This window comes from Intestinimonas sp. HCP28S3_D6 (assembly GCF_052065695.1).
GTDB lineage: Bacteria > Bacillota > Clostridia > Oscillospirales > Oscillospiraceae > Intestinimonas.
The window spans coordinates 1-26,027 of sequence record NZ_JBQHTM010000047.1 but is presented as its reverse complement, the minus strand read 5'-3'; the positions used below and the strand labels follow the sequence as shown (position 1 = coordinate 26,027).

General features: G+C 50.3%; 25 protein-coding genes. 5 read left to right on the top strand and 20 right to left on the bottom strand.

Going from position 1 to position 26,027, the window contains the following annotated elements; translation table 11 throughout:
* The 5 genes from ACTNBK_RS13815 to ACTNBK_RS13795 form a co-directional block, all read right to left on the bottom strand.
* Window positions 1-708, bottom strand: a 708-nt coding sequence (locus tag ACTNBK_RS13815) for an SLC13 family permease (RefSeq protein WP_441146964.1), incomplete at its 3' end; no start/stop codon positions are given.
* 99 nt (window positions 709-807) lie between these two features.
* Entirely contained in the window at window positions 808-1,581 is a 774-nt protein-coding gene (locus ACTNBK_RS13810; RefSeq protein WP_441146962.1) for an enoyl-CoA hydratase/isomerase family protein, read from the bottom strand.
* 96 nt (window positions 1,582-1,677) lie between these two features.
* Window positions 1,678-3,102 (bottom strand): SLC13 family permease, encoded by a 1,425-nt coding sequence (locus ACTNBK_RS13805; protein WP_441146960.1) that lies wholly within the window; start codon window positions 3,100-3,102, stop codon window positions 1,678-1,680.
* Between the two features lie 41 nt (window positions 3,103-3,143).
* The gene (locus ACTNBK_RS13800) at window positions 3,144-4,364 is read right to left on the bottom strand and encodes a CaiB/BaiF CoA transferase family protein (RefSeq protein ID WP_441146958.1); all 1,221 of its coding nucleotides are present in this window, start codon (window positions 4,362-4,364) and stop codon (window positions 3,144-3,146) included.
* 85 nt (window positions 4,365-4,449) lie between these two features.
* Window positions 4,450-5,226: an enoyl-CoA hydratase/isomerase family protein gene (locus ACTNBK_RS13795; RefSeq protein ID WP_441146956.1), complete on the bottom strand. Its 777-nt coding sequence runs from the start codon at window positions 5,224-5,226 to the stop codon at window positions 4,450-4,452.
* Window positions 5,227-5,700: 474 nt separating this feature from the next.
* Between ACTNBK_RS13795 and ACTNBK_RS13790 the strand changes: the two genes are divergently transcribed.
* Window positions 5,701-7,779 carry a sigma-54 interaction domain-containing protein gene (locus ACTNBK_RS13790; RefSeq protein ID WP_441146954.1) on the top strand — a complete coding sequence of 693 codons (2,079 nt, stop codon included), beginning with the start codon at window positions 5,701-5,703 and terminating at the stop codon, window positions 7,777-7,779.
* A 479-nt stretch (window positions 7,780-8,258) separates the two neighbouring features.
* Here the strand turns inward: ACTNBK_RS13790 and ACTNBK_RS13785 are convergent, their stop codons facing one another.
* From ACTNBK_RS13785 to ACTNBK_RS13770, 4 genes are all read right to left on the bottom strand, one after another.
* On the bottom strand, window positions 8,259-8,540 hold the full coding sequence (locus ACTNBK_RS13785; protein ID WP_441146952.1) for a hypothetical protein: 282 nt from the start codon (window positions 8,538-8,540) through the stop codon (window positions 8,259-8,261).
* A 321-nt stretch (window positions 8,541-8,861) separates the two neighbouring features.
* Window positions 8,862-9,356, bottom strand: a complete 495-nt coding sequence (locus tag ACTNBK_RS13780) for a sigma-70 family RNA polymerase sigma factor (RefSeq protein ID WP_441146950.1) — start codon at window positions 9,354-9,356, stop codon at window positions 8,862-8,864.
* 494 nt (window positions 9,357-9,850) lie between these two features.
* Window positions 9,851-10,450: an ImmA/IrrE family metallo-endopeptidase gene (locus tag ACTNBK_RS13775; RefSeq protein WP_441146948.1), complete on the bottom strand. Its 600-nt coding sequence runs from the start codon at window positions 10,448-10,450 to the stop codon at window positions 9,851-9,853.
* Window positions 10,451-10,466: 16 nt separating this feature from the next.
* A complete protein-coding gene (locus tag ACTNBK_RS13770; RefSeq protein WP_441146946.1) occupies window positions 10,467-10,844 on the bottom strand; it encodes a helix-turn-helix domain-containing protein in 378 nt (125 codons plus the stop codon).
* 274 nt (window positions 10,845-11,118) lie between these two features.
* Here ACTNBK_RS13770 and ACTNBK_RS13765 point away from each other — a divergent pair, with 274 nt between their 5' ends.
* Window positions 11,119-11,358, top strand: a complete 240-nt coding sequence (locus tag ACTNBK_RS13765) for a hypothetical protein (RefSeq protein WP_441146944.1) — start codon at window positions 11,119-11,121, stop codon at window positions 11,356-11,358.
* Between the two features lie 20 nt (window positions 11,359-11,378).
* Entirely contained in the window at window positions 11,379-11,897 is a 519-nt protein-coding gene (locus ACTNBK_RS13760; protein ID WP_441146942.1) for a recombinase family protein, read from the top strand.
* On the opposite strand, the gene ACTNBK_RS13755 is transcribed toward ACTNBK_RS13760, so the two are convergent.
* The 5 genes from ACTNBK_RS13755 to ACTNBK_RS13735 all read right to left on the bottom strand — a co-directional run bounded on the left by ACTNBK_RS13755 (window position 11,898) and on the right by ACTNBK_RS13735 (window position 16,917).
* Window positions 11,898-12,278, bottom strand: coding sequence for a recombinase family protein (locus tag ACTNBK_RS13755; RefSeq protein WP_441146940.1), 381 nt, complete (start codon window positions 12,276-12,278; stop codon window positions 11,898-11,900).
* A gap of 10 nt (window positions 12,279-12,288) precedes the next feature.
* The gene (locus ACTNBK_RS13750; protein ID WP_441146938.1) at window positions 12,289-13,923 is read right to left on the bottom strand and encodes a recombinase family protein; all 1,635 of its coding nucleotides are present in this window, start codon (window positions 13,921-13,923) and stop codon (window positions 12,289-12,291) included.
* Window positions 13,907-15,571, bottom strand: a complete 1,665-nt coding sequence (locus ACTNBK_RS13745) for a recombinase family protein (RefSeq protein ID WP_441146936.1) — start codon at window positions 15,569-15,571, stop codon at window positions 13,907-13,909. Before ACTNBK_RS13745 ends, ACTNBK_RS13750 begins: the two co-directional genes overlap by 17 nt.
* 146 nt (window positions 15,572-15,717) lie before the next feature.
* The gene (locus ACTNBK_RS13740; protein ID WP_441146934.1) at window positions 15,718-15,894 is read right to left on the bottom strand and encodes a hypothetical protein; all 177 of its coding nucleotides are present in this window, start codon (window positions 15,892-15,894) and stop codon (window positions 15,718-15,720) included.
* A gap of 525 nt (window positions 15,895-16,419) precedes the next feature.
* Window positions 16,420-16,917, bottom strand: a complete 498-nt coding sequence (locus tag ACTNBK_RS13735; RefSeq protein WP_441146932.1) for a hypothetical protein — start codon at window positions 16,915-16,917, stop codon at window positions 16,420-16,422.
* A gap of 442 nt (window positions 16,918-17,359) precedes the next feature.
* On the opposite strand from ACTNBK_RS13735, the gene ACTNBK_RS13730 reads away from it, so the two are divergent.
* On the top strand, window positions 17,360-17,692 hold the full coding sequence (locus tag ACTNBK_RS13730) for a helix-turn-helix domain-containing protein (RefSeq protein WP_441146930.1): 333 nt from the start codon (window positions 17,360-17,362) through the stop codon (window positions 17,690-17,692).
* A gap of 197 nt (window positions 17,693-17,889) precedes the next feature.
* Here ACTNBK_RS13730 and ACTNBK_RS13725 read toward each other — a convergent pair whose 3' ends face one another.
* The 5 genes from ACTNBK_RS13725 to ACTNBK_RS13705 all read right to left on the bottom strand — a co-directional run bounded on the left by ACTNBK_RS13725 (window position 17,890) and on the right by ACTNBK_RS13705 (window position 24,319).
* Window positions 17,890-19,515 carry a methyl-accepting chemotaxis protein gene (locus tag ACTNBK_RS13725; protein WP_441146928.1) on the bottom strand — a complete coding sequence of 542 codons (1,626 nt, stop codon included), beginning with the start codon at window positions 19,513-19,515 and terminating at the stop codon, window positions 17,890-17,892.
* Complete coding sequence (locus ACTNBK_RS13720; protein WP_441146926.1) at window positions 19,512-20,075, bottom strand: chemotaxis protein CheW; 564 nt, start codon at window positions 20,073-20,075, stop codon at window positions 19,512-19,514. The genes ACTNBK_RS13725 and ACTNBK_RS13720 overlap by 4 nt, the downstream gene beginning before the upstream one ends.
* Window positions 20,076-20,149: 74 nt before the next feature.
* Window positions 20,150-20,590 carry an RrF2 family transcriptional regulator gene (locus tag ACTNBK_RS13715; protein WP_441146924.1) on the bottom strand — a complete coding sequence of 147 codons (441 nt, stop codon included), beginning with the start codon at window positions 20,588-20,590 and terminating at the stop codon, window positions 20,150-20,152.
* A gap of 243 nt (window positions 20,591-20,833) precedes the next feature.
* Window positions 20,834-23,869, bottom strand: coding sequence for a PAS domain-containing protein (locus tag ACTNBK_RS13710; protein ID WP_441146923.1), 3,036 nt, complete (start codon window positions 23,867-23,869; stop codon window positions 20,834-20,836).
* A gap of 9 nt (window positions 23,870-23,878) precedes the next feature.
* The gene (locus tag ACTNBK_RS13705; RefSeq protein ID WP_441146921.1) at window positions 23,879-24,319 is read right to left on the bottom strand and encodes an RrF2 family transcriptional regulator; all 441 of its coding nucleotides are present in this window, start codon (window positions 24,317-24,319) and stop codon (window positions 23,879-23,881) included.
* A gap of 202 nt (window positions 24,320-24,521) precedes the next feature.
* Here ACTNBK_RS13705 and ACTNBK_RS13700 point away from each other — a divergent pair, with 202 nt between their 5' ends.
* Window positions 24,522-24,848 (top strand): helix-turn-helix domain-containing protein, encoded by a 327-nt coding sequence (locus ACTNBK_RS13700; protein ID WP_441146919.1) that lies wholly within the window; start codon window positions 24,522-24,524, stop codon window positions 24,846-24,848.
* 211 nt (window positions 24,849-25,059) lie between these two features.
* Here the strand turns inward: ACTNBK_RS13700 and ACTNBK_RS13695 are convergent.
* The coding region (locus ACTNBK_RS13695; RefSeq protein WP_441146917.1) for an IS110 family transposase at window positions 25,060-26,027 on the bottom strand (968 nt) is incomplete at its 5' end.

Here is a 26,027-nt window from a genome sequence, read left to right as displayed (position 1 = left end):
AGCAGATAAATAATGGCTATTTTGCACTGAAATCACCTTAACCAAGCGCAAATGGCGGCTAATACATTGAGTAGAAACAGGATAAAGGCTTTTATTCAGAGGTTCCCTAGGCGCCGCCACGGGGAAAATCGAAAAAATAGGCATCAGTTCCAGTCCCTGCCCCTCCAGAACCGTATTTACCATAGGCTGGGAGGTCGAACCAATTACCGTCAGGGTCCCGCCCATTGCGGCCGCAAAGCCCAATGGCATCATGAGATGCTTTTGCTTCAGTGTTCCACCAGAGGAAGCCACCATAGCTCCAATCAGCGGGATGAAAGTTGCTACAACAGCGGTATTAGAGAGAAACGCGGATAATACACCGGACAGTAACATAATAATTGCCATGACCGCTCGTTCATTTTTTGCAAATTTAGAGCGCATGATATTGCGTCCAATCATCAGCACTGCGCCCGTTTGGAACATGGCATCTCCTACGATCATCATACCGATAAGCATGATAACCAGGGAGCTGGACCAGCCGGAATAAATCTTGTTCAGCGACATACAGCCGGTGATGCCCAGAACAATGGCGGAAAGCATTGCAACAAAGCCCATGGGCAGCTTATCCATGGCAAACAGGATCAAGGTGAGCACAATGATAATCAGGGTCATATATTCCGCTCCAACAGCCGCGGTAACCCCTGTCAATGCATCAGTCAGAAAACTCACAATTGCGTCCCTCCATTATTTCTTCTTTTGTGTCTGGGATCTGATAAGGAAAATCAAAGTATCACGAGATCACGGGAAGAAGGTGTACGAAGGGGGATATCACTTTCCTTTAAATTTAGGTGCTCGCTTTTCCAGGAGTGCAGCCCGGCCCTCTGTATAGTCCTCCGTTTCATAAAGGGCCATACCCAATCGGTTTTCCAGGTCCAGGCCATCTTCCAGATCCATCTCCACACCAAATCGTATGCAGCGTTTAATATTCTCTACAGCCAGAGGAGCCAGACCGCAAATCTTTTGCGCCAGCCCGACGGCCTCTTTCATGAGGTTTTCTTTTGGAACCACCTTTTGCACCAGACCGTCCTGCAAAGCTCTTTGCGCATCCACTTTTTCATTGGTGAGAAGGATTTCCATTGCCCGGCCATAGCCGACCAAACGCGGCAGGCGCTGCGTTCCCCCCATTCGTGGGAGAATACCCAGCGTCGGCTCCGGCCACCGGAACACCGCTGTGTCCGCGGCGATTCGCAGGTCGCAGGCCATGGCGATCTCACCCCCCATACCATACGCAATGCCATTTACCGCGGCGATGAGGGGCTTTGTCACATATTGCCCACGGGTGAGGATGGGAGGGATGCGCCAAGGCCGGTCCGCTGTCGCCTTTACGTACGGCAGCCACTCCTTGACATCCGCCCCGGAGCAAAATGCTTTTTCGCCGGCGCCAGTAATAATACCCACCCGTAGAGACTTGTCCTCCATGAACTCCATCATCGTTTCGTTCAAGGCTCGGACCATATCAGGATTGACCGCATTGTATTTTTGCGGCCGGTTGAGCGTGAAGATGGCAATCTCACCGGCTTTTTCTACTGCAACCGTATTCATTCCACACCCCACTTTCAATCAGTGGAGGCGCTCCATATCCTGGGCTTGAAAAAACGAAGCGCCTCCACCCAGAAGACAGAATCTCAGCTTTGACGCTTACATCCACCAAATACCCATCATCTGCCAGACGACGGCACCAATGCACAGCGCAACAGTTGAGAGAATGAGATAGGCAATTCCATAGACACGGGTTTCACGAACGTCAAAAGCGTCCTCACCAAACGCATAATAACCAGAGAGAAAAGCGGAGCTCTGATAGGGCAAGAAGAAGGAACCCACCATATTGTTCAGAATCATGGCCACAATCCAGGGATTGACACCGGCCTCAATCGCCAGCGGATACAGCAGGGCGCACATAACAGACATGTAGCTACCCTCAGACAAAAGTAGAAAACGGATTACAAAGAGCAGAAGGGTCAAAATCACAATCATCAGGAAGGGATTGGAGAAGGCAATGCTGGTGTAGGGCCCAATGACAGAGACGATCCAGTCGGTAATACCCACATAGGGAAGGATGCTGCCCAGAGAGATACAGCTACCGATAAAGATCAGATTCTCCCAGGACACACCGGTACGGAAGGTATTGGCATCCAGGCACCCGGCAAACCACAGAATAGAGAGCACCACCAGGCAGCTCGCATACTCAGGAATGTTGCCCAGCTGGGCTTTGAACACCCAGGTCAGTACCATCAGGACCGTCAGAATGCAGACCAACTTCTCGTCTCTGGTCCAGGGGCCCATTTTGGCCAACTGCTCATTCAGAAAATCGATGCTCAGATCGTTGCCTACATGCTCACCCTTTTTGGGCCTGTAACGGAAAATACAGAACAGGGTCATCAGAATCATCAGGGGAAGGACAAAGGGGATAGAGTAAAGCGCCCACCACAGCATATCAAACTTTGTTTGCAGCTCTTCAGGCAGGAAGCTCCTGGAAGCGATGGTACTGGTGGAACCGGCCACGATCATGTAGGGCATGATCATGGTGGCAGTCCAAAAAGCAAGGTGAAGGCCAGTGGCCTGAGGACTCTTGAGCGGATATCCCATAGAGTCGCTGACAGAACGCACTACATTGCCGACGATGGCGCCTTTGGCGTTCTTAGTTGCCACCAGAGGACAGATCACAGTGCCGACAATCACCATGCCGATGGTGGTTCCAGTAAAGCTCTTTGGTGTGACCTTTAGAAGGAGCAGGGCAATCCGGCGCAGCAGGCCACACTTTTTCATCACGGCACCCAGAGTAAAGGAACCCAGCAGGACCCAGAACACGGAGCCACTGAAGGCAGAGGTCAGGGTCTCAAGGGGCACGCCGCCAATGATGGCCATCAGGCCCGTCATCATCAGTACGATACCCGTCTCGTGGATGACGCCTCCGGCCCACATTACAATACAGGCCAGCAGTACGCCCAGGACCCGCATGGAGGCTCCGGTCAGAGGCTCTCCAAAGGGGGGCAAAAAACAGAAGATGAGAAATATGATGACCGCTATAGCAGTGAAGCATATGTTTTTTTTGGTTAATTTCATTGTTCAACCTTCTCTCCACTCAAGGTAATGAAATCACATGGTCATTTCGTGACCAAAGAGGCTGCCACGACCTCAGCCTGCTTGAGTGCCTCGATCTTTTCCTCCGAGTAGCCCAGCACTTTGCTCAAGATGACATCTGTGTGCTCACCTAAGATGGGCGCAGCCTGATACTTGCTGTAATCGATGGGAGTACCGTTAAAGTGGGGTGCTGCACCGAAGTCGATGATCTCGGTACCGTTAGTATGATCCCTCATGGTGATAAAGTTCTTTCGGGCGACCCAGTGGGGATGCTTATAGGCGGTCTCCGCCTTGATGATCTGGCTGCAGGGGATCTTGTTCTCAGAGAATATCTTCTCCACTTCTTCAGCGCTGTGCTCCGCCAGCCAGGCCTTCCAGATCTTGTCCATCTCGGCAGCCTTTTCGGGATTCGCTCCTACCACGCCGGTATCATCGAAGGAGTACTCCTCCACCGTCTTGCCCATTAAAGCCACAAATTTCTTCCAGAGGTTGGCGCCAAACACGCCTACAGCCACCCATTCGCCGTCACCAGCCTGATAGTTGCCGAAGGGGAAATAGGTGGGACTCAGAGCGCCGCCGCGCTGATATTGCCCGCCGCCGTTGAGCTGGATGGCCCAGTAGTAATTCTGGAAATAAGCCGCCGTCTCATACATGCTGTTGTCGATGACCTGTCCCTTGCCGGTCTTGAGCATGTTGTAATAGGCAATCATAATGCCGACAACACCCATTGTTGCGGCGATCACGTCGTTCATGATAGGGTTAGCGGTGATGTAGGGGCCATCGGGCATACCGTTCATGGCAGCCAGGCCGCTGAAGGCCTGACCCACGGTGTCCAGGCAGGGCCGGCCCAGATAGGAGGGATCTCCACCGTTCTCCGGCATACCAAAACCGGTAGTGTGGCAGATGATGAGCTTGGGATTGGCCTCCAGAGCCAGTGCGTCGGTAGCACCGTGTTTGCTGATGCCGGGGATATTGTTCACCCAGACGTCACACTGCTTGCACAGGTCGACAAACACTTCTTTGGCATCAGGATATTTCTCAAAATTTAGGTTGAGCTCCAGACTCATGGTGTTCCGGTCAATGGAGTCCCATTTGGGGACGATGCCGGAGGGGTGACGGGGACCAGAGCGGGAAGTATCTCCAACTTTAGGCGTTTCGATCTTGATAATTTCGGCACCATAATCGCCCATCATTCTGGCCGTCCAAGGGCCTGCCAATGCGCTGCCGGACAGCATAACTCTCATGCCATGCAGAGGTCCATATTCAGGAGTGATCAATTCGTTTCTCATTGTCTTCACCTTTCCGTTTTATCATGGCCTTGGGGTAATCTTAGAGTCCGGTAAAGTGCTTGTCCGTCTTCTCCAGAAATGCCTTTACAGCCATGGTGTGGTCCACGGTCTGGAACGCGGCGGCCTGATAGTTGGCCTCCATGTCGAGATAGTCACTGAAACTGCTCTCATAGGTCTTATTGAGCAGAGATTTGGTAAGCCCGATGGTATATGTAGGCCCCTGCGCCAATCTTTCGGCCAGTTCAGTGGCAGTCGCCATCAAGTCATCAGGTGCGACAACCTGGTCCGCCAGGCCGATCTGAAGGGCCTCTTCCGTTTTTACAGTGCGGCCGGTATACATCATCTCTCTGGCTTTGCCCATGCCGACACGCTTGGGCAGAAGCCAAGTGCAGCCGCTGTCCGGGACCAGACCGATGTTGACAAAACTGCACTGGAAACTTGCCTTTTCCGAGGCGACGACAAAGTCACAGAGGAGTGCCACTGTAAGACCTGCACCGAATGCATAGCCGTTAACCGCCGCAATGACCGGCTTTTCCAGGCGCATAAGCTCTCTGCACCAGTCACAGCAAAGGCGCATGCGGTCACGCCCCTCGTTATTCTTTTGCTTATCGCCCATTGTGCTCACGTCACCGCCGGCGCAGAAGGCGCGCCCGGCACCAGTGATCACCAGCGCCCGAACATTTTGATCTCCACGCAGCTTGCGAAGCAGGTCTACCAATTCGTCTTTCATCTCTCCGCGCAATGCGTTCAGTTTGTCCGGGATGTTTAGCGTGATATAGCCCACATGGTTTTCCTCTCGGTACAGTAACGTTTCCATCGTTTTTTCCACCTTTCCAATTCCCTCGCTGCTTACATACATTTCATGCAGAAAAGTATGTATTTATCAGTCAAGTCTCCCTAGGTTCTGGCGTTAAAACCAGAAACGCACACTAGCTGTCTTCTCTGCACGGTCGATTTTGAGGAGTGCACATATCCTATATAGGATGTATTTGCTGTGAGATCTCCGCATATCACGCTGGCCAGGCGCTGGCATCGATTTCAGCTTTTTATATTGCAAATGGAATGCCATCTTCTTCAAAACTGTCATTATACTATTTTTTATATTATTTAAATCTAATTTCTTATATATATTGTACAATATCATTGTGCCAAATTTGTAAAAAATGGGAGCAAGCAGTGTTTGCTCCTGTCTTGTAAATTTCGTCCATCCATGTTATAGTCTATCCAGAAGTCCTATTTATTCTATTTAGGATATCCAAATTATTAACATCAATGGGAGGGGCGAAACCAAATGGAACAAAAACCATTGCTGGCTTTTGTTACGCTAAATAGCGTGGTCAACGACTATCTCTGTCGCAGCGTGAAAAGTATCATCGGACATCTCATTGATGTAGGAGGCTACGCGCAGGACAGGAAAAACTTCCTAGACAGGTCCCCTGATCTGGTCATCACATCCGGCCCTTACTGTGACAGCTTAGCTGCGCGGATTTTTCCGGGGGTCCATCGAATTACTGCTTTTCGTGTCCTGACGGGCGAAAAGCTGGAGCAGGTACTGGAGATCCCGACGGGCACAAGGGTTTTGGTTATCAGCAACCTACGTGAGATTGCCCAGGAGAGTGTGGACGCTTTACAGCAGGGTGGCGTCAATCACATTATTTATGACTGCTGGTGGAGCGGTATGGAGATCGATCCCTCGCAATACGACTATGCGCTCGCCCCCGGTGTTCAACATCTTTGTCCGTATACGTTCAAACACCTGATCAATCTCGGCTTGAAGTCGTTGAGTGTACGTACATTTGTGGAGATCCTCAGCTTTTTTCATCTGGACCTTGGATATGCTGACATCTATGAAAACACCCACCTAAAGACCCATGTAGATACCTGCAGCAAAATCATTCGCACGCTGGGCGAATCAGAGGAATCACGACGCAATCAATCCTTTATTCTGAATGAACTGGGCGAGGGTATTATCTCTATGGATGACAGCCGCAGCCACCTTTTCTGCAATCAGTCCGCACGGAAGATGTTTGGCGTTAGTGAGGATCAGGATATCCTGAGCAGCCCGGCCTTTAAGCGCATTTCCTCTATGTTTGACAAACAGCCGCTGAAAGAAAATTCCAATCTTCAAAATCCCCTTGCACACACATCAGATGTACTTGTCAATATTCTGGGAAGGGACATGCTGTGTCGCAAAAGTATGATCCATCTGGACGGAAAACGTCAGTATCTCTATATGTTCCGGGCTGCGGAGCAGATTAGAAAATGGGGAGAATCCCTCCAGCAGAAGCAGCGTTCACTAAATCCGACTGTTCGCTATACCTTTGATGATATCTGGGGAAACAATCCATATAGCCTGCGTTTAAAAGAGCGCGCAAAAATTTTTGCCGCTACGGAACAGACCGTCTTAATCGTCGGTGAAAGCGGTACGGGGAAAGAAATGCTGGCACAGTCGATCCATCATGCTTCCCCGCGCTCAAACGGTCCATTTGTGGGAATCAATCTGGCTTCTATGTCGCAGAGCCTCATTGAAAGCGAACTGTTTGGATATAGCGAGGGTGCCTTTACCGGCGCACAGAAAGGCGGGAAAGCCGGACTGTTTGAAACTGCCCATGGAGGGACAATCTTCCTGGATGAGATCGGAGATGCTCCGCTCAGCATTCAAGTATTGCTGCTTCGCGTTTTAGAGGAACGTGTCATCACCCGCGTAGGAAGCTGCCGTCCTGTTCCTATCAATGTCAGAATCGTTGCAGCTACCAATCGTCCTCTTCAAGAAATGATTAAAACGGGTCAGTTCCGTTCTGATCTCTACTATCGGCTTAACGTGCTCTCTCTTTGCACACTTCCCCTCCGTGAAATGCGGGATGAAATCAAGGATTTTCTAACCGAATATTTGTGTCGACTGTGTAATAGGCCGATTGCTTTTTCCACAGATGCCATTCGAATGCTTGAGGATTATTCTTGGCCCGGAAATTTTAGAGAACTAAAGAATTTGGTGGAATATCTGCACTATACATGTGAGAATAAATCTCAAATCAATCCTGACGATTTACCTGAGTACCTGCTTCAGGAGATGGGTGCCCCCACGCTCTCGCAAACGCAATCTATGGTAGAGCTGGAGCACCTCTGTCTGGAGACCTCTCCCCTTCGTGACATTCTAAAGGTGCTCTATGAGGCCAGCCCGCGGGGGATCGGACGGGGCACCATTTTGTCCACATTGGATTTGTCCGGTATTCACGTATCGGAGGGCAAATTGAAGCACTACATGGAGCAATTAAAAGATCAAGGTCTGATCTATTCGGGAACTACAAAACAGGGAAGTTTTCTCACCGCCAAGGGGATTGACTTTTTTAAAGCGTGTTGCCTGCAATAGTATTTCCATCCCATATTTGTGAGATGACTCTGAGAAAAAAGAATTTTACTGTATCCAGAAAACGGTCCATTTGTCCACAGCCAAGCTTGAAGTGGATACCTCTGGACCCGGTCGAAGAAAGCGGCTGCCTTCATGCGTGTTATACACCTATTGCGATTTTATTTTAAAATGCGAAACAGCAAAAAATCCGCTGGGATCAGATGATCCCAGCGGATTTCTGTTTTATGTCATTTATACGCTGTTTTACAAGGCCCCTGTACACAGGTTCTGATCGAGGCCACAGTCCTATACACGGGGGGTTTTATATATGTTACCGATAGGTGACATATCCATGGTCCAAAATAGCTTTTCCGTTTGCATCTCCCACCATACGGAAGAATGCGCCGTTGGGACTTTCTTTCCAAATCTGAAGCGTAAATGCATCTCCGGGCATGGCGACACTTCGGAACTGGTTTTCAATAGAAATGAGCCGCTCCGGCTCACCCGGGAAAAGCGCCGCCGTAGGCGAAGGTCTTTCCAATGCCTGTTCCCGCATCACACAGGGCAACGCCGCCCTCCAGCATGGTATCCAGCATGTTGTGGCAAAGCCGGATCTGTTCCGGCCGCTCCACCATGCCGCGCTGGGGCAGCATGGTTTTGAAAATAGAATCGATTTCTTTGTGCGTCATTTCCGGATTATATTGATTCATGGATTTTCCAGTCCTTTTATCTTTTTTATCTTCACCGTATTCGCGCTCGCCCCCCGGTGAAAAAGGAACCATACGGACAGGCCCTGGCTGGGGCCTCACGGGCATATTTCCGGGATCTCTACTGCTTTCAATCCTGGAGCAGCGCCGCCTGTCTTACGCGCAGGCCGTGCGTGGTGTGTCATTGTATGAGCCGCTCCGTCGCTTATTGGCCCTGCCGGGGCCAGCCACAGGCTGAATCGCTCGCCGGCTGCTCTGGCCGGGTCGTGGCGCGCACTGTGGGACGAAGGTGCGGCTGCATGTTATCCGCATGGTTGGGTATGTACTTGTCAAGGAGCAGCGGAGGGGGGATACCCCTTCCGCTGTCCTCCCGATAAAATGGGTTCGTGAATACCCTCACGCCGCATTTTTTTCAAAATATTTTTTCATATCCCGTAAAATCCGATCCCGCCGCTTGATGACGGCCCGTTGGGTGATGCCCATGCGCCGGGCACACTCCCTGGTAGAGAGATGTTCATAAAACAGCGCCGTGATGACCTGCCGGTCACGTTCCTCCAAGCAGTTCAGTGCCTCCCGCAGCAGATGGGACCGTTCCTCGCGCATATGGTGGTCCTCCCGTGCGAAACAGCAGTCCTCGGCGCTGGGCGCTGTTTCCGCACCCACATAGTCCGGCTGAACACCATCCTCCGCCAACTGCTCCAGTGAGAGGACCTTGCCTGCAGGCACATCCTCACTGAGATACCGTTCCCGGCGATCCATCTGGGCATACGCCTCAAAAACTTCGTCTGTCACTGCCACATCCACGCCGTCTGCGGTAATCATGTTGGCAATGATATTCCCACTGTTGTCCCTGATCTTTCTATAATTACGGCTTTCCTGCCATTTTTTCATATCCATAATCTCCAATCTCAGATTTTTCATGGGTGAAAGTCCTGGGATCGGAATCACGGATATTTGGCGATGTACGGCTGCCAGACTCTGCGCATGCCATGCCTTTCCGCTGCTCTGCCGCAGAAAAGGCACAAAAAAAGAGCCTTACAGAGCAGCTTTGCAGCTACCTGTAAGGCTCCGAACTCGATACTCCGCGGCTGGCGCGGCGGCTGGTGCGCTTGACGAGGTTATCGTGTTTTAGGGTGTATATTCTTTTTCAATGGATATGCCAACTTGCACTCCGCATTTGGGGCACTTGGAGAATAACTCCGCTTTTTCCGCTTGCCCCGGCCCATACAGGCGGAGTTGGGCGGGATTTGTACCAGCCGCGGCGTCTATGACGCGGCCCTTCCCGCACACTGGGCAGAACACGGCGCGGTTCTTATTCACATCTTTCATCATGGTCCTCCTTTGCTAAATCGTTCTCTTTTTAGTGAACACAACGGCAAAATTTTTTACATAAGGCGGTGATTAACAAGGCGTATCCGCATGGCCTGACGAGATACCTGGAACACCTCTGCCATATCGTGGACAAGCGTCTGATCATCACGACCTCCGCGTAATTGATAGTAACACCGTTTCACCATGGGCATGGGCATAAGCAGAGCGGAGCCCAGCATATTTGCCTGAACCTCCATGTCCGTTTCTTTGACGGCAGGCTGCAACGCTGCGCTCTCTCCGGTGCCGGTATATAGCCCCTTGTGCATGATCCAGTGGGCCAATTCATGGGACTCCGTAAAACGCAGCCGACCGGTAGAGGCTTCTTCTTCGCACAGCGAGGCGTCTATCAGGATGGTGCCGGCCTTCACGGGAAACAGGGTGTATTGTCCTTGCTCCATGTCATACACAGCCTCCAGGCCGCAGTCAAAAATCGTTTTGCCCAGAATGCGGCCATTCTTGCGGAGGTACTGGAACTCCAGTGTCAGGCCGTGGCGCTCGATGAGATCCTCGATGGGAATGGCGCAGGGCTGACCGCGGTAGAGGCGCGCATCGTAGGAATCCAGCACACGTCTGGCAATGCTCTCTATCATCGGCTCTGTGTAGTATTTCCGCATGGACCGTCCTCCTGTTTCATTTTCCACGCGCCCCTCGGCGCGTAATACGGTCTATAAATTCCTGCCACTCCGCATCTGTGGCATCTACTTCCTTGGCTGTCCGCAGGGCTGCACGGACAATATCCCGTTCCATGATGTATTCCGGGAGATCCGCAGACACCTGCTGGGCTTTCGACTTTGCGGCCAGATCCAATAGCAGTTCCGTATCCTCCTGACCCAATCCGAGAATCCTGATGAGATGATCCAACTTTTCCTTGGCGGGCGCCGGCTTTCGGTCTGTTTCAATGTTGCTCATATAAACTGGGGACACCTCCAGTTTTGCCGCCAGTCCGCGCAGGGATAGTCCGCAGGCCATTCGTTTCTCCCGCACAAAACTGCCAAATGTCTGCTCCATTGTGGCGTGCCTCCTATTATTCTGTTCCCTTTTTGGAGAACGGTTGTACTTAGTATACACATTCGCTTTTGTCCTTGCAAGGGGACTAAGGTGAGGTGTCCCCCGGAGGGAACACCTCACCTCGCACGCAGTTTTTTCTGCCAGGGTATTCACTTGCACGTTTTTTGGGGAGAGGTATGAAGGGGCGTGAACAACAAGGGAATTAAGTCTGGCAATGCTGCCGGGTCTAATTCTCAGCATTCTGGCCCCTTACATTCTGTAGAGGAGAGATGCAATGCCTAAAATCATTTCCATGCCCAGTCGGGCGGGAAAAACTGTCATCGAGCGCGACCAGTTGAGCCATGGCCGGCTGATTCACGTGGTTTCCGTATTCCACACAGGCGGGACGTGTTCGCCGGAAGAAAAACTCAAAACGCTCATTGACATGGACCTTAAAAAGTCCCGCACAGTTTCGGAAAGGGGTGGACAAACCGCCCCGTCAGAGGTAACATCACACAAACTCTGGACGGTTTGACTGGAGAAAAGGAGGATCGTATGAGTCAGTCAAACCCAAATAAAATCACCGCCCTGTACTGCCGCCTGAGCCAGGACGACGGGCTGGACGGCGAGAGCAACAGTATAGCCAATCAAAAGAGCATATTAGAACAGTACGCCATCGACCACCGCTTTCCCAACATCAAGTTCTATGTGGACGACGGATACTCCGGGGCCAACTTCAACCGGCCGGATTTCCAGCGCATGATGTCCGACATGGAGGACGGCAAGATTGGGATCATCATCACCAAGGACTTATCCAGATTGGGCCGCAACCAACTACACACCGGCCTCTACATCGAGGAACGGTTCCCGCAGTTCGGGGTGCGCTACATCGCCATCAACGACAATGTAGACACGGAAAACGCCGAGAGCAACGACCTGATGCCCTTCAAAAACCTGTTCAAGAACAAGGGGTGTTCGGGAAAGGTAATCTGCTGTTTCTCTCTTTTTCGGCATATCAGCGCGGGTCAACCGCATCGTTTGTGCGTCCCTGTATGGGAAAGTTGTGTTGCCTGACTAAAGGATATACTGTTTGAAGCTCGGAGTAAAGAGCAAGTCTGTAGCAGAGGCATGGAGCTGGAGGTCACGCTTGTCCAGCTCAGTAAACGCTTCGGTCAGCAGGAGCATCCCTCGCGCCACACGGTCAAGCTCCGTTACCATGATGGCATCGGCCTTCTGTTCGGCGGCAAGGCACAGGACTTTGTGCCAGCCCGGACGGTCAAGGGTGATGCCCTTTTCATAAGCCCGGATTTCACCGACGACCTCCAGTCCGTTGCGCTCGGCTTGCTGATGCAGCCGGGCGCTTTGTGCGCCCAGAGCAAAATCGTCGCTCTGCGTCTGTGTGGCGACGCGGCAGTAGAGCACTACACGCTTTCTTGTGTTTCGATTGTTGTCCATGCTGTCCTCCTTAAATCTGCCCGACAAAGCGGTAGAAGATTTTGATGTCCCGGTGCGTATGTCCATCTGTGACAAAACGCTCACCGACTTCGATGTGGTCGATCAGCTCATCTACCATCATGCGGTCAAGCTCATGCGTGTGCAGGTGCTTTCGGACGATATCTGCCCAGTTCTGGATACTGGCGGCCTCCTGTTCGCTTTGTCTGACTTCTGCAAGTAGCGTTTGCAGTCGCTCCGCTTTCTCCAGTCTTTCCAGCTCACTCTTTTGCATCAGCGCCGTAAAGGTCGCTTCAGAAATAGTGCCGCAGACTTTATCCTCATAGAGTTTTGCGGTTATGTGTTCCAGCTCGTCTACGCGGCGGCGCAGTTTGGTGATCTCCTTACGGGCATCCTCGCAGCGGCCTAAGTCCATAGAGATATACTGCCTTTGCAGCTTGTCCAATACGGCGGCCTCATCCAGCTCCAGTGCCTCGGCCTGCGCCTGGATTTCTCCCAGCAGCAGTTCCTTCAGCGTTTCCTCATAGATGACATGGCGAGTGCATGAGCTACGCCCTGAGTTGGCATGGCGGGAACAGTAGTAGGATGTATAGGTCTTGACCGTACCGTTTTTACGTTGGTGCCTTTCCCGGTTTGCCACAAGAGGGGCTTTACAATCAGCACACACCAGCTTGCCGGTGAACAGGCAGGGCGTCGGAGGGGTGTTTCCCTCCGCGATCCGGCTGGCCCTGCGGTTGACTTCCTGCGCCGCCTCCCACAGTTCCTTTGTGATGATGGCCTCGTGGCTGACTTCATGGCATATCCATTCGCTCTCCGGCTTATAGATCATGGTACTGTCCTTGTAGGAACGGGAGCCAGTGCGGTTCTGGATCAGGCTACCGAGGTAGACCTCGCTGTTTAGAATATTCTTTACAGTGGCATACATCCAGAGCTTGGAATACTTGCAGCCTCCGTCGCCGTAGTGGACGGCCCAATGCCAGCGCGGGGTAAGGATACCCTTATTGTTCAGGGCGGCGGCAATCTTGCCATAGGCCATGCCGCCTGCCCGCATCTCAAACATCTGGCGTACTACAGTGGCGGCCTCCTCGTCGATGACCAGCCTGTGCTTATCCTCATCACTCTTGCGATATCCGTAGGGGGCATAGGCGGCGATATACTGTCCGCTGCGCATTTTGGCGTGAAGTACGGATTTGATCTTGCCGCTCAGGTCTTTCAGGTGGTAGTCGTTCATCAGACTGCGGAAGTGCAGCATATCTGTATTGTCGCCGTCCGTGTCCAGACAGTCCAGGACGGAGACGAAGCGGCAGCCGAGGGATGGGAATACTACATCGGTATAGCGCCCTACCTCCACAAAATCTCTCCCCAGTCGGGAAAGGTCTTTGACGAGGATCAGATTGATAAGCCCATTCCTTGCGTCCTCCAGCATCTCCAAAAATCCGGGGCGCTGAAAGTTACCCCCGCTGTACCCGTCGTCACGGTAGGTCTTTACCTCTGTCCATCCATTGAGCATGGTGAACTTGGAGAGGATTTCGTACTGGTTCTCAATGCTCACTGACTCGTCGGAGGGGATGTAGTTTGCCTTTGCGGAGTTGCTGGCATCATCCACACTCAGGCGGCAGTAGATACCCACTTTATACAGCTTCGTCATACCGCATCTGCCTTTCCTCCGCCAGTGCTTCGTCCACGTTACCAACATAGCGGTAATATACCTTGATGTCACAGATGCGCTGTCCGTTGATAACCTGTGTGTCGCCAACCTCGATGCGGTCTACCAGCTCGAACAGGATGGTCTCATCCAGTTCGGTGATCTCAGTGTAGCGTCGTATGATATGCGTCCAGCGGGTTGCGTCCTGCCGATTCTCCCGGTTGGATTTGACCTTGTGTTCCAGCTCCGGAATAGCCTCGGCCTTTTCCACCCGTTCCGCCTCATACTTGCGCATGAGGGTTTGGAACACAGTCTGTGGGATGGTGCCGTTATATTTGTCCTCATAGAGATTTTGCATCAGCTTTTCCAACTCTGCGAGGCGGGCGATGGATAAGCGCAACTCCTTTTCACAGGAGGCCAGCAGGCTGTGTGCCTCTCTGTCCTTGATCCGGACGATCTGCTGAGCCACACGCTCCGGGTCACAGTCGGCATACCTCGCCTTTTCCCGGATGTCCATGAGGACGAGCTGTGTCAGAACATTCTCATAAACGGTATGGATGGTACATGCGCCCCTGCCGCTGCGGGCATAGTTGCCGCAGATAAAGGAACTGTATCTGCCCGGTGTGCCGTCCTTATAGGTGAATTTCTCGGTGTGGTTGCGCATCTTAAAGCCGCAGTCGGCGCAGTAGACAAGACCGGTGAAAATGCTTTTGATGTTGTCTGCCGTTGGTGACTTGCGCACCTTCTTCTGGTCGATGCTGACCACCGTATCCCACATCTCGCGGGTGATGATCGGCTCATGCGTACCCTCTACTCTGATCCATTCTTCCTCCGGTTTTTCCACCAATCTGCGGTTTTTGTAGGACATGGTGCCGGTCTTGCCCTGCACCATGTTTCCAATGTAGACCTCGCTGCGGATGAGTTTCTTCACCGTTTGGTCGGCCCACTTGCCGTTGACGTTGCGGGGATCGCTCTTTCCCTTGCGTTGATAGTAGAGTGTTCCGGGGGAGGGGATGCCCTCCTCGTTGAGCGCCACGGCAATCGAGTGGAACCCGATGCCGGATGCCCGCATTGCGAAGATCCGGCGCACGATGGGTGCTGTTTCTTCATCGATGATGAGGTGGTGCTTATCCTGCGGATCTCGCTTGTACCCATAGGCGGGGTATGTCCCCATGAATTTTCCGTCCTGGGCGCAGGCTTTTTTTACAGCCTTGACCTTCTTGCTGGTATCGCGGCTATAAAATTCGTTAAATAAATTCAAAAAGCACATCACATCGTTGCTGCCATCGCCCTTCATGGTGTCAATGCCGTTATTAAGGGCAATAAAGCGGCATCCGATGGAGGGAAACAGGTAGTCGGTGTACTGCCCGAACTCAATGTAGTTACGGCCAAAACGGGAAAGGTCTTTGACCAGAATCAGATTGATGCGCTTTGCTTTGGCGTCCTCGATGAGACGCCTGACGCCGGGGCGATCAAAATTCGTGCCAGAGTACCCGTCGTCGATATATACGTCGATCTCGTTCCAGCCCATCTGCCGCACATGGTTTTGCAACAGGAGTTTCTGGTTCTCGATGCTGACGGATTCGCCGTCCCGTTCATCGTCGTTACTAAGGCGGCAGTAAATGCCTACGTTGTATGTTTTTTCGATCATCGTTATTTATCCTCCCGACCATCTCAGCTTCATACATCGTGCGGCGGTTTGGCTCCCGCAAGTGTTACCTTGCAGGAACATGATACCGTAAAGGGGCAGCGCCGCGCAAGGATGCGGCAAGCCGAGCTGAGAGGTATATATCATTCTTATATTGCAGAACTGGTGCAGGCCGTTTGAGGCGGGTTAATCTCAGCCATCGCACGACGTACCGCAAGCTGTTCCAGCGTCCGAGCCAAGTCCTTCTCGCCGGAGAACACGCTGGTCACACGATAAAGTGTTTTTCCGATTTTAACTTCCTTATAAGAAGTGATTGCTTCATTCATAGTGGCCTGCTTTTCCAATAGCTCCACCTGCCTTTCAAAACAAGGGCCATTTTTTACAGTGTATGAAAACACGGATTGTCCACATTCACATAAAAGGGGGATGCAGCCGCGCACACTGGCGCGGCTGGTCCCACAATTTTTTGTTCCGAATATTTCGCCGTATTTGCCACGCACCCCCGGCGATAGGGATGATGCAGGCCGTCTCTGGCAAGACTGTCATAGCTCCGCGATACCGCTGCCCGAAGGTTGGCGCATATCGCAGGGCTTCCCCCAAGTCCGTGGGAGAGCGTGAGCAAGTTTCATTGTCCCCCGCGCTGTCATCGCGCCCAGTTTGCCATGCCGGGTCAAGGGCTGCGGTGGTCGCTCGGATTGCTTGCCCTCATCACCTCCGAAAGCAATCGTCATGGCGTCGCACCCCTTGCCGCTATCACGCGGGTTTTGTGCCTGCATCATCGTATATTCAGTTTTCAAAGATCAGTCGCAAAGAAAAATGTCCTTCTACTTATCGCGGATTTCGTGGTGGTTTTACCCCCTGTTTTTACTCTGGAAAGAAAGAAATTTTTTTGCTTTTTTCCGGGCGGTAACAATGGATTTGGAAATTCGCTGTTGACCAACACCCTCAAGTTTTGCAATTTGTTTTTCGCTCATTCCGTCGGCATAGTACATCCACAATCTACGGAACTGCGTCTCCGTCAGGCATACCCGAAGTTTCATCACAAGCTCCGCGCAAAGTCGCTGATGGCAGCGGGTTGCCTGCCTGGTTTCCTCTATCAGTTCGGGTGAGGGTACAACAGCAACAGATTCAGATAGGCCGGTCATGGAGAGGGTGTGATCAAGGTAAAGATGATTGGACTTTTCAGTAATATGGTAATTGGCATCAGACCAAGCTTTCCATTTAAGGAACTCGTCCAAGCTGGAAAAGTTATCGCGGGTCAAGCGGACGATGGTTCCTTCTGCATCGGTATATATAATGGCTGTGCTGTCCATCTTGTTCAGTGCATAATCTGTCTTTTTATTAAACATGATGTTTTCCTCCGTTTCGTTTTTGGGGTTGGTGCGAATCGAAACGGAGGGGGTGGTGAACGGCAGCCAACAGAAAAAAAGCCAATAAACATCAAAACCCCCGCACGGATACAACAATCCGCGCAGGGGTTTTGATCAGTTTCAGATGAAGGAAAAGGGCTTGGAGGTGCGCCCGCCAGAACACAAGCAAAGATAAGTCGAAACAGACAAGAAATGAGCTGCACATCACTTTTCGAGGTGCAGCTCATTATAGAGTTAACTAAATCGTTTTTACATTGTCGCCATCGGATGCCCTTGGGTTAAGAACTTCCTTTCGATGTATTTTTCATCGTGTCTCCTCCAAACTATATCCAGTAAGTAATCTAAAGCTAACTTAATGTAATCTGCAAGGTGATTTATAGCATCGCCTACGAGAATTAAAATGGATATGAGGTGAGCTGCGATGAACAATCCGTTAGACGCATTTGGAACAAAAGTCCGCAAGGAGCGTGAAGTCAGGGATTTGACACAAAAACAACTTGCGGCAAAATTGGGAATGAGTCATCGTACCGTTATGCAAGCCGAAATCTGTCGTAGCAATCCTAAATTTGAAACCGTCGTACTTCTGGCACAAGAGCTGAATATCAGTCTTGATGCGTTGATCTTTCCGGAGACCACATCTCCAAATCAGCTACCGAAGTGCGTTTATGATTATTTCAAAGACAAGACGGAAGCTGAGGCGCAAAAGTTAATCGACCTATGCAGACAGATAGAAGCAGTAAACGATGACCACTAAGAAAAGGAACTATAGCATTCTTTTCTCCCTAAAGAACAACAAAGGCGGCGAGGCATGATGCCTTGCCGCCTTTGCAAATGTACCATCCGCGCAGGAGCAGAAAGCTCACCTGTTCTCCAACATGTATCCCCGCGCCTTTCTGCAATGTGATTCAGAAAGGCGCAGAGACAGGATGATTCGCTTTTATATCGGAGAAATTACATACCTGCCAGCTTGAACCGTGATACAAGCTCTTTCAGGAGACTTGCCTGAGAAGAAAGCTCTTCGCTGGCAGCCGCGCTTTCTTCGCTTGTGGCGGAGTTAGTCTGCACCGCAGAGGAAATCTGATCAACGGCGACATTTATTTCCTGAATGCTTGCAGATTGCTGCATGGAAGCCTCAGAGATACGGTTTACCAACGCTACGGTATCCTGCACCTTCCCGGCAAGGCCGCCAAAGGATTCGTTGGTCCTTTCTGCAACGCCTGCGCCGCGCTTTACAGCAGTCAGGGAGTTTTCAATCATAGAGGTAGTGCTTTGTGCGGCCTCGGCAGATTTGGCTGCCAGGTTGCGCACTTCGTCCGCAACAACCGCAAACCCCTTACCTGCGGTTCCGGCCCGTGCCGCTTCTACAGCAGCGTTGAGCGCAAGGATATTGGTCTGGAAAGCGATGTCCTCAATGGTCTTGATAACCTTGCTGATTTCCTCGGATGTGGCCGAAATTTCATCCATTGCCCCCAGCATTTCCTTCATATCTTCCAAAGTTTCCTGCGTCACCTGTCCAACCTCCATCGCAAGCCTGGCCGCGTCGCCGGCATCCTTTGCGTTGGAAGTGACAGTTTCAGAGGCTTCCTGCAGCCTCGCGGACAGTTCCTCTACGCTGCTGGCCTGCTGGGTGGAGCTTTGTGCCAATGCCTGTGCGCCATCGGAAACCTGCCTTGACCCGGCGTCAATCTGCTCTGCGGCAGACCGGATCTGATGGATCGCCTGATTCATACGTATGAGAAGCAGGTCAACGGAATCCTCAATGCCTTTTGTCTCTCCAAGGAATGTCTTGGTCGTGGTGATGGAGTAGTCGCCGTCGGCAAGAGCCTCCATGCCCTTAGAAGTAATCGTTATGATCCGGCGCAGTTCGGTAAAACTCTCTTGCAGTTTGCGGCAGGTTTCCCCAAACTCGTCCTTGCTGTCACATGTGAGCTGAACACTAAAATCACCCACAAGGAGGGAACCAGCGGCATTTTGTATCTCTTTCAGAGGATTGGAAACATATTTAACTACAAATACCCGAGTTGTCACGATTCCGCAAAGCACCAAAAGAATACCAATAATGCACATAATCACAGTGCCTTTGGTCATCATTGCCTCGGCGTCTGCTTCTGACACCCCTGCAAACAGCAGACCGTCAACTTTTCCATCGTCTGACCTGATGGGGGAATAGGAGCAATAATACGGCGTTCCCAATATATCCGCTTCGCCAACATATGCCTGTCCCTGGTTAATTACAATTTTTGCGAGGTCGCTATTCAGACGTGTGCCAATGGAACGTTTCCCGTTTTCTATTATGGTGGTATGGGTGCGGACATCGCCTTCAAAAATGGTAAATTCACAACCCATTTCTCTTTTTAATTCATCCAAAAGAGCATCACGATCTGCTGTTTCGTCCGCAGCCAGCTCCCGCTCCAGCATGTTCGTTGCCGTTACACACTGGCTTTCTAACTCATTTTTGACGATTGCTGTCATGGAAAGCCAGCTTGTTACTACAAGGGCAATAATCGTTACTATGAAAAAAGCTGAAAACAGCACCGTGATTTTATTGCCAATTTTTTGTGTTCTTTTCATTTTCATTTCTCAATCCCTCCTGTATGTTCATCCTTATTTTGTGTCCAGCCGTCTGTGTCGGTAATTTGCGATAAACGCTCTATGTCATCTGCGCTTATGAAGAAATACGCGTTCACCAACAGAACAACAGGGTTTCGATTCACAACACCCAGCAGATAGTCGATCCCACTTTCCTTCTGACCCGGAGGCGGTAAAACCGCATCATCCAAAATGTCCTCGACATTTTCCACGCCATCTACGATTACCCCAAAGCTGCGTCCCTCTAAAGTGAACACGACCACGCAGGTGCGTTCTCCGGATATTGTTTCCAGTTGGTTGAGCCGTAAGTTCAAATCCATGACAGGAACGGCCTCGCCGTGCATACAGACGATCCCCTTGATATACTCCGGCGACTCCGGAAGAGGCGTAAACTCCGGCAGCTCAATGATCTGCCGCACTTCAGTAATATCAACGCCAAACATCTGCTGACCACACTGGAACGTCAAAAATTTTTTACTTTTCGTTTTGCTGCTCTGAACTTCCATTGCATCATCCGGAGCAGTCGTGTTATTTTCGCATTTCTGCATTGCAATACCATCCTCTCTTCTTACTATAGCTTCTGATTGTGCGCATGGGACAAAGGCGCTGTTTCCTCATCTAACTATGGGTCATCATGATCCCATTTGTTTTTAGACACACTGTTTTCGGCCAGGTCTTGAATCGTTATTCTGGCAAAAACACTTTCAACAACAGCCTTAGCAGTTCCGTATGCGTTGCTTATGGGGCAGGTGCCATGCTGTCCATATAAATAGCAATTTCTGCCGCAGCTGTCGCAATGATTTAACCTGATCCCGTTTTCCATAACCCAAATGACATCCGCCAGATTGATTGACGAGGGATCTCTTTCCAGACAGTAGCCTCCGCTGCTTCCCTGCGTAGAAGAGATGAGTCCGCTATCTTTGAGCTTTTTCGCAATCGACGTAATATATTTTCCGGGAATGTTCATCTTCTCGGATACTTCCTGTGCAGGGGCCTGACGGCGAACTGCGGCAAGATATACCAGGATGCGCACCGCATAATCCGTTGTGACATTCAAAACCATCTGCTGCCCTCCCTTCAAAAGCGTCTGCGTTTTGCCAACCTGCAAAGCATACAAGCCCTATTATAAATAATTGCTGTGACACAATCGGGAAAGCAGCGGGAACGCAGAGGGACAGATGAGGGAAAGTTGAGGGAAAATAAAAAATTATTTTTCTACTTTCCTTTTCAAACAGCAAAAAGCCCATAGCGGACAGTCAACCTCATGGTCAACGGTCTGCTATGGGCCTGAATTGATTTATGACTTTTATTTTATCTGTTCATCGCTGCTGTCAACGCCAAACATCCGGTTCAGTGCCGCGTTCCGTTCCTCAGCCCAGGAATAACCGCTCATATAAAAGCCCTGGTACAGCTTCTGTGCGGCTTCATCACCGTCTACGGCAAGAAAATAATCACAGGACAATTTTGTAATATCGATACTGCGTACCCCTTTGTCATTGATCAGAATATCCCCACAACCTGCAGATTCCAGCGTTTCTTTTAATCTGGTTGCCAGCTTGCGGTAGCGGTTCAGCTGCTTGTCACCGGCCGGTTCACTCTCCCACAAAAGGCTGATCGCTTCAGAAGCTGAAAGCGTTCCGCCTCTGCGGTCAACAAGTATGGCCAAAAGCTCTTTTGCTTTGGCGCTGGTGAAATACAGCGGCTTATCATGGAGGAACAGGTCAAAGGAGCCGAATGTTCTGGCAAATGCCTTATGCGAGTCGGCGGTTTCTCCGGAGGCCGAAGCCTGCTCCGAACTGGTTTCATCCGCACCCTCGATTTCACCTGTTTTGGTCAGGATAACGAGTGCAGAGGTAGGTGCGCCCTTGGGATTATGGATGATCGTTCCGGTGGTTTCCACAAACAGCCTTGTTCCATCCTTACAGCATACCGTCATCGGCAGGGGGCCGCTGTTTCTACCGTCCTCCAGTTCTCCAAAGAACTGATGAATGACGTCCAGACTTTCTGCTTCAAAGACCCCGCTTTGAAACAGGCTTTCCGGGCAGCTGCGGATCGCGCTTTCTATATCGATACGGGAGTCGCCTCCGGAAACCAGACGCATGGCCCGCGTCTCAATGTTGTATTCCAAAATCGTATGGATGAAGTGATCCACAGTCGTGTGCAGGCTGGTTTCAATCTGTTTCAAACGTTCCTCCGTCATAACCAGCTCGGTAACATCCGTCAGCACTCCGAAGTAGACAGGATTCCCATCGACTTCCTCAAAGTAGGATGCCTGGATGTCCAGAAACCTGCTCTTGCCGTCATATGTAACAACGCTATGGGTAAGTGAAATGCTGTCGCGCTTTCTGACCGACGCATACAATCTGGAAAGCAAAGCCGCTTTGTCCTGCTTCCCAAACCCGTATATGACCGACTTATTGAAAAGCTCATCCGCACTTCCCCCCATGAAATCCAGATACCGCCGGTTTGCGTCTAAAAGATACATATCCCCATTCTTAAACACCCATTTTGCGGTAAAGGAGGGTAGGTTTTCAATCGTCAGTTCATATTGCTTCTGCAATTTCCGCTGCTGCTCCATCTGTTGGGTATTGTCCAGCAAAACCATTGCCATGTGGATATCGTTATCCGTTTGGCTGCGTACCATAACGCATCGGCCTATGTACCAGCGCAGCATGCCGCTGTCGTTGATCATACGGTGCGGAAAGTCTACAATTTCATGTCCGGCTGCGAACTCGGCAAGCAGGTTCTCTCTGGAGAACGCGGACAGAAATGTCTCCCGGTCATCCTCATGGATATGCTTTGCACCGTGCCGGATCAAATCATCATAGGAACCTTCCTCCAAAACACAGCTGAGATCAAAATGATTATAGCTGATAATGTGGTGGGTGTTCTGCGTAAGGTTTGCGGATAAGGCCATGGGAGCCAAAGCGGAAATGATCACCACCGCGCTTTCATGATCCTGCCTGAGATACAAATCTTTCGTGTAGCTTTCCGTAACATCGGCGATCATGCCATGAATACCGATTACCCGGCCGTCGTTGTTGATACGGGGGATCATGGTGATCCGCATGTATATCAGGCCTTTACTGTCAGACTGGAGTTTCAGCGTAATTTCCCCTTTGCGCTTGTTCATCCCGACGCTAATGAAGCATTGCTGCAATGCCTTATCATCAAACTCCGGATGCTGCGATGTCCATTCTGAGGATTGAAAGATATCTTTGGGAAGAGAGCAGCCGAACATTTCAGCAAAGCCGTCCGGAACAAGGAACTCCTGCGTAATCACGTCATAGTCATACATGACACTGTCAAGCGCCGTAAGAATATTTTTGTGAGCAGTCTCCTTCTGCTCATGGATGAGAAGGATCTTCCTGTTCTGACGAATATAAAACACAAGCATGATGCAGACGATAGCGATTGCTGTCAAAAACGCAATCGAGAAAATCCATGTAATATTCTCCGCCTGATCCACATACGCGCTGAACTGCACGTTTGCTACACTGGATGGGATCATGCTGAAAAGCATCCAGTCATTGATGCCGAGGGGAGAGTAAACAAGGTATTCCAATTCCCCGTGATTCACGCGGAATTGTCCGTTGTTTCCTTTTTGCAGATTGGTTAAGATGTGTTCAGCGGACACACCGTCCAGAAGGGTTCCGTCCGTGACAAAATCGAATAGGTTGCTTCCAAATACATGACTTCCGGCATTTTTATTGGAGAGAAGGATGTTGCCCGCAGAATCGGTAATAAAAACGGCTTCCTTTTGATCGAAATAACCGGCCGTGAGCGTAGCATTAAAATCATCCGCATCGATGCAGGCGCATAAAATTCCTGTTAAGTTGTTGCATTTCCGGACGGGGGACGCGATATGGATGTGAGGTCTGGAATGTTCTTCGTCGGGAGGAAGTACCTCTATGGAATCGTATCCCTTCCAACTTGCCGCTTCCTGAAACCATTGTTTATCAGCAACATTCGGCCTTACCGTTCCGTCGTGAGCGATAATGCTCCCGTCCAGATTTGCGTAGCCGATAAATCCATAATGATCGGCAAGCATAATGGAGTTTATCAGATCCAATTCGTTGCGGAAATCAAAGTCCTCTTTCTCTTCAAAGTACAGCGCCAAAGAATGGATTGCCCCATATTCTTCCTGGATCAGTCTGCTGATATATTCCCGATGATTTTCATTTGCGTTGTTCAATTCTGAAAACGCAAGGTCGTCCAGATCAACGCTGCGATTTGTGAGCAGTTGAGCGTGTGCCACAAAAACCACGCTACATAAAATCAGCGCGACAATGACCGAGATAATGATGCCGTCCTTTCTTCTAATTTTACTTCGTATTTTCATGGCGCTTTGCTACCTTTCTTCTCTATAAAACTCGTTTTCCTCACTTAACTTCACAAGCTCAGCGAGATTGACAGCACGGAAGTGATGCTGCAGCATACGATTCATCTCACTGTGCAGATTCTTTATTGCAAGACCACTGCCTGTTTCCGGTTCATCGGCTTGCGATTCGAGTAGCGGTTTGTTGGGTTCCATCGCATGAAAAATATCCCATACAGACAGATTCTCCGAATCCTCGGGAAGAATATAACCGCCATAATGCCCGGGGACGGAATGAAGGAGTCCCGCTTCCTTCAAGCGGGTAGTGATTTTTTTCAAATATCTTTGCGACAATCCGATCCGTTCGGAAAGTGTCGTGGATGAGATTACTTCGCGGTTCTTTGCTACCTCAATCATAATCTGCAGGGCATAATTTGTTGTTGCGTTCAAGACCATATCCAGTACACCTTTCACTCTGAGAAACACCCAACGGTGTCTATATAAGTAGCTGTTGAAATCATAGCACGCCTTATGTGCTTCTGCAATATCTATCGGGACATTTTCTCAAAAAATACTTTCCATCAGAGAACTTCACACTCTAATAGATGCTGTCACGGTTTTTCACTTCTCCATATACTATTCGTAGTGGTTACTTACAAGTAGAGGAGGTGTACGGTTGGACTATAAATCTATCGGACGTAATATAAGACATTTTCGGGAAGCTGCCAATATGTCCAGAGAATCCTTTGCGGAACTGCTGGATATCAGTGTCAGTTATCTAAGCGCGTTGGAGCGCGGAGAGAAATTGCCTAAGTTTGAAACATATATCCGTATTGTCAACACGTTGGGGGTTTCATCTGATGACCTTTTGGCTGATGTCCTGACCGTATCTCACGAATTGAAGGCATCTGAGCTGTCTCTGAAGCTTAAGCATCTGCCCGTCGGGGAGCAGCGCCGGATACTGAATGTCGTTGAAACCATGATTGGCGATGCAACAAAGTAGCTTCCATTAGAGTGTAGTACACTCTCAATAATAACGCAAGTATGGCAGAGGATATAAAGACTTAACTACCGGCAAACCTGCTAATAGGTGTCAAGCCCCAAAATGAAAAATCGGATATCTGAAAATGAGCATAACAAAACAGACCTGCAACAAAGTAAAAATTGCAGACCTGAGGGTTTTATGACTTTGAGGTTTCGTATTTACAGCAGAGTCAAGCGATTTCTTGAGTGTTCAGATATTCTTTTACTCTTGCATAATAAATCCGCAGGAACTTTGCAGCTCCGGCCACAGTATAGACATAGAAATGCTTTCCCTCCGCTCGTTTCTTATCCATGAAGCAGAATACAGAATTGTCAGGGTTTCCGTGAACAAGAATCATGGAGGCGATCTCAAACAGCACCTTACGCAAGTGAGGTGAACCGCGCTTTGAAACATGACGATTCTTTGCATCGAATGTACCGGATTGATACGGTGGTGCGTCCACACCAGCGTATGCAACCAGAGCACCTTTGTGCGAAAAACGGCGGACATCACCAACCTCAGCCATCAACTGCGGTCCTGTGATTTTTCCGACACCTTCCATCCCCATCACCAGCTCATATTCTGGCAGCAGAGAGGCCAGCCGGTTCATTTCTGTGCGGAACGCATGAAGCGAATCATACACGGTATTCAGGCTGATTGCCGCTTGCGTTATCAGCAGTTTTGTACTATCATTTTTGGGAAGCGTGGCAACGGCGTTCCTGGCTGCGGTATGGATTCGTTCGGCATCGGAAGTACTGAATCTGTAACCGGTTCTTTTGCACCATTTTTGGAAGGTGTCTGCAAAAGTATGTAGGGATAAAGCTGCTACGCATTCTTTATGCCAAAAGCGGATCACAAAATCCACCCATTTGACATGGCCCTTTGAGTTCCTGCCTTCATTCAGAAATAACTTATTGGCACCGGGGAATGTCTGATCCAGGAGTGAAATTAAACCGTTTCTCAACATTGTACCGGTGGTGGTTGTCCGCTCATAGAGCCGATTCTGGATCTTCAGCATTTGCCTTGTTTCATCTTCTGCGGAATATTCCCTCAGATCCATCCAGAATGTGAGACCATAATTTGCGATTTTCAACGCATCCGCTTTATCCGTTTTAACCTTGCGCAGTGAATTGTCGCTGAAGTTGTGGATCAGAATCG